The sequence below is a fragment of the Pseudomonas sp. 05T35 genome (genome assembly GCF_056396605.1).
This window is the reverse complement of the sequence record NZ_JBFTLU010000394.1, coordinates 1-4,399: the sequence shown is the minus strand read 5'-3', so window position 1 is coordinate 4,399 and position 4,399 is coordinate 1. Positions and strand designations below refer to the sequence as shown.

4 protein-coding genes are annotated in these 4,399 nt (G+C 58.7%); all 4 read left to right on the top strand.

The genetic code is table 11. The annotated features are described in order from the left end of the window. The first annotated feature begins 250 nt into the window (after positions 1–250). Positions 251–1,639 (top strand): anthranilate 1,2-dioxygenase large subunit, encoded by a 1,389-nt coding sequence (gene antA, locus AC1DH9_RS23635; RefSeq protein ID WP_427541971.1) that lies wholly within the window; start codon positions 251–253, stop codon positions 1,637–1,639. Between the two features lie 2 nt (positions 1,640–1,641). Beyond that, positions 1,642–2,133 (top strand): anthranilate 1,2-dioxygenase small subunit, encoded by a 492-nt coding sequence (gene antB, locus AC1DH9_RS23630; protein WP_477808874.1) that lies wholly within the window; start codon positions 1,642–1,644, stop codon positions 2,131–2,133. 18 nt (positions 2,134–2,151) lie between these two features. Next, entirely contained in the window at positions 2,152–3,174 is a 1,023-nt protein-coding gene (gene antC / locus AC1DH9_RS23625; RefSeq protein WP_427541977.1) for an anthranilate 1,2-dioxygenase electron transfer component AntC, read from the top strand. 77 nt (positions 3,175–3,251) lie between these two features. Next, a partial coding sequence (locus tag AC1DH9_RS23620) for an amino acid permease (protein ID WP_477808873.1) occupies positions 3,252–4,399 on the top strand: 1,148 nt, incomplete at its 3' end.

Here is a 4,399-nt window from a genome sequence, read left to right as displayed (position 1 = left end):
GTCGTAAACCCTGCATGCACGATCTTCCTGTAGCACCGTGGTGACTGACTTCACGACTGCTGCGCAGCCGAACGCAGCCTCGCAGGCTCGGCAGCTGCTACAAAATCGGCGCACGACCGAATATCCATTTGCTCATGCATTAGCGCCGAACTTTGTGGACTGCCTTCGTCGACAAACCGGATAGACCCCGCCCCGCCCCACTCTCTCTAATGAGTGCACCGATTGACCTGAATAAAAAAGGTGCACACCCATGAGTGGCGAAAAAAATGTCGAGCAGTGGAAAGCGTTCATTGAAGGCTGCCTGGACTTCCGTCCGGCAGAAGGCGTATTCCGCATCGCTCGGGATATCTTTACCGAGCCGCAACTGTTCGATCTGGAGATGGAGCTGATCTTCGAGAAGAACTGGATCTACGCCTGTCACGAAAGCGAGCTGGCCAACAACCACGACTTCATCACCCTGCGCGCCGGTCGCCAGCCGATGATCATCACCCGTGACGGTGACGGCCAACTCAACGCGCTGATCAACGCTTGCCAGCATCGCGGTACCACATTGACCCGCGTCGGCAAAGGCAACCAATCGACGTTTACCTGCCCGTTCCACGCCTGGTGCTACAAAAGCGACGGACGCCTGGTCAAGGTCAAGGCCCCTGGCGAATACCCGGAAGGTTTCGACAAAGCCACACGCGGCCTGAAAAAGGCCCGCATCCAGAGCTACAAGGGCTTCGTCTTCATCAGCCTGGACGTTCATGGCGATAACAGCCTCGAAGACTTCCTCGGCGATGCCAAAGTGTTCTTCGACATGATGGTCGCCCAATCGCCCACCGGCGAACTGGAAGTACTGCCCGGCAAGTCGGCCTACACCTACGACGGTAACTGGAAACTGCAGAACGAGAACGGCCTGGACGGCTATCACGTCAGCACGGTCCACTATAACTATGTGGCCACGGTGCAACACCGCCAGCAGGTCGACAACGAGAACGGCACCCGCGCCAGCGGCACGCTCGACTACAGCAAGCTGGGGGCTGGCGACGCCAATACCGATGACGGCTGGTTCGCCTTCAATAACGGTCACAGCGTGCTGTTCAGTGACATGCCCAACCCGACGGTGCGCTCCGGCTACGCGACGATCATGCCGCGCCTGATCAAGGACCATGGTCAGGAAAAAGCCGAATGGATGATGCATCGGCTGCGCAACCTGAACATCTACCCCAGCCTGTTTTTCCTCGATCAAATCAGCTCCCAGCTACGGATCATCCGCCCGGTGGCCTGGAACAAGACCGAGATCATCAGCCAGTGCCTGGGCGTGAAAAACGAATCGGACGCGGATCGGGAAAACCGGATTCGGCAGTTCGAAGATTTCTTCAACGTGTCCGGACTCGGCACCCCGGATGACCTGGTGGAGTTTCGCGAAGCCCAGCGCGGTTTCCAGGCGCGGCTCGAACGCTGGAGCGATATCTCGCGCGGCAGCCACCAGTGGGCAACCGGCGCCACGCCCAACAGCGAGGCGATCGGCATTGCACCGGCCATGACCGGCACCGAATTCACCCACGAAGGGCTTTACGTCAACCAGCACAGCAACTGGCAGAAGTTCTTGCTCGACGGCCTGGACGCGAAATCCCTGAAGCTACGTGAGGTGTGAACATGAATCCGCAATTGCAGTACCAGATCGAGCAGTTTTTCTACCGCAAATCCGAACTCTGCGACGCCAAGGACTGGGACGCCTACATCCAGCTCTTCGACGAACAGAGTGAGTTTCACCTGCCGCAATGGGACTCCGAACACGTCTACACCCGTGACCCCAAGCGCGAAATGTCGTTGATCTACTACGCCAATCGCTCGGGCCTGGAAGACCGTGTATTCCGCCTGCGCACCGGCAAGGCTGCCTCGGCCACACCGATGCCGCGCACCCYGCACCTGATCAACAACGTGCGGATCAGCGAACTCGAGAGCGGTGAGCTGGAGGTACGGCTGAACTGGCACACGTTGTTTTATCGCCTGGCCACCTCAGAGCAGTTCTACGGGAACGCGACCTATCGCCTCAAGCCTCACGCAGACAGCTGGGTGATTACCCGCAAACACGTGTTGCTGCTCAACGACACCATCAACTCGGTGCTCGATTTCTACCACCTCTGAATTCATGGAGACCGGGGCATGAACCACAAGGTAGCGTTCAGTTTTGCCGACGGCAAAACACTGTTTTTTCCCGTGCAGGCCAACGAAATACTGCTCGATGCCGCCCTGCGCAACGGCATCAATATTCCACTGGATTGCCGCGAGGGTGTCTGCGGAACCTGTCAGGGCCGCTGCGAATCCGGCGACTACAGCCAGGATTATGTGGATGAGGAAGCCCTCTCCAGCCTCGACCTGCAACAACGCAAGATGCTCACTTGTCAGACCCGAGTGAAGTCCGACGCCGCGTTCTATTTCGATTTCGCTTCCAGCCTGTGCAATGCCGCAGGGCCTGAACAGCTCAGCGGTACGGTCACGCATGTACGTCAGGTCTCGGCCAGCACCGCGATCCTCCATCTGGATTTGGGCGCGGCCACCCAGCCACTGGATTTCCTGCCGGGGCAATACGCACGCCTGCTGATTCCGGGGACCACGAGCAAGCGCTCCTACTCCTTCGCCAACCGCCCGAGCAGCAGCAATCAGCTGCAATTTCTGATTCGCCTGTTACCCGACGGGGTGATGAGTAACTACATTCGCGAACGCTGCCAGGTCGGCGATGAAATCGTTCTGGAAGCACCGTTGGGTGCGTTCTACCTACGTCACATCGCTCGGCCGCTGATCCTGGTGGCCGGCGGCACCGGACTGTCCGCATTGTTGGGGATGCTCGACGAAATCGTCGTCCGCGGGTGCGAACAACCTGTGCACTTGTACTACGGTGTACGGGACGCAGCCGATCTGTGCGAAACCGAACGGATCAATGCCTATGCTCAACGCATTCCCGGGTTTCGCTATACGCCGGTGGTCAGCGATCCATCACCGGACTGGGAGGGAAAACGCGGCTACATCGCCGAGCATTTCGATGCCAGCGAACTGCGGGATGCCGCCGTCGACATGTACGTCTGCGGACCGCCGCCGATGGTCGAGTCGATCAAGAGCTGGTTGCAGGATCAAACCCTCGACAACGTGCAGCTGTATTACGAAAAGTTCACTGAAAGTAATGTTTGAGGCTCACAAACACGCGCCAATTGAATAAGCTGTCGACCTGCAACAAAGCCTGACCATAACAACGAGAAGGTATCCAGATGGCGGATGAACAATTGCAACAGGGCGTGCTGAAGCGGGGGCTGAAAAACAGGCATATTCAGCTGATCGCGCTGGGCGGCGCGATTGGCACAGGGCTGTTTCTCGGCTCCGCCGGCGTGCTCAAATCGGCAGGCCCGTCGATGATCCTCGGCTATGCCATTGCCGGTTTCATCGCCTTTCTGATCATGCGCCAACTGGGAGAGATGATTGTCGAGGAGCCGGTCGCCGGGTCCTTCAGCCATTTTGCGCACAACTACTGGGGTAGTTTTGCCGGCTTCCTGTCCGGCTGGAACTACTGGGTGCTGTATGTGCTGGTGGGCATGGCCGAGCTGACCGCCGTTGGCAAATACGTGCAGTTCTGGTGGCCCGAGGTACTCACCTGGGCCAGCGCGGCGGTGTTCTTCGTACTGGTCAACCTGATCAACACGATGAACGTCAAAATATTCGGTGAAATGGAGTTCTGGTTCGCCATCATCAAGGTCGTGGCGATCATCGGCATGATCGCCCTCGGCTGCTACATGCTGGTCAGCGGCACCGGCGGCCCGCAGGCCTCGGTGAGCAACCTGTGGAGTCACGGCGGTTTCTTCCCCRACGGCACCAACGGTTTGCTGATGGCGATGGCGTTCATCATGTTCTCCTTTGGCGGCCTGGAACTGGTCGGCATCACCGCCGCCGAAGCCAGCGAACCGAGGAAAGTCATTCCCAAGGCGATCAACCAGGTGGTTTACCGCGTATTGATCTTCTACGTCGGCGCACTCACCGTGCTGCTGTCGTTGTACCCGTGGGACCAACTGCTACAAACAATGGGCGCTTCCGGCGATGCCTACAGCGGCAGTCCGTTTGTGCAGATTTTCGCCTTGATCGGCAGCGACACCGCGGCGCAGATCCTCAACGTTGTGGTGCTCACCGCAGCACTCTCGGTCTACAACAGCTGCGTCTATTGCAACAGCCGCATGCTCTACGGCCTGGCGGAACAGGGCGATGCCCCCAAGCCACTGATGAAGCTGAACAAACGGGGCGTGCCGTTACGGGCGCTGGGCGTATCGGCGCTGATGACGATGTTGTCCGTGCTGGTTAACTACGTCGCCCCGCATGAAGCGCTTGAGTTGCTGTTCGCGCTGGTGGTCGCCTCGTTGATGATCAACTG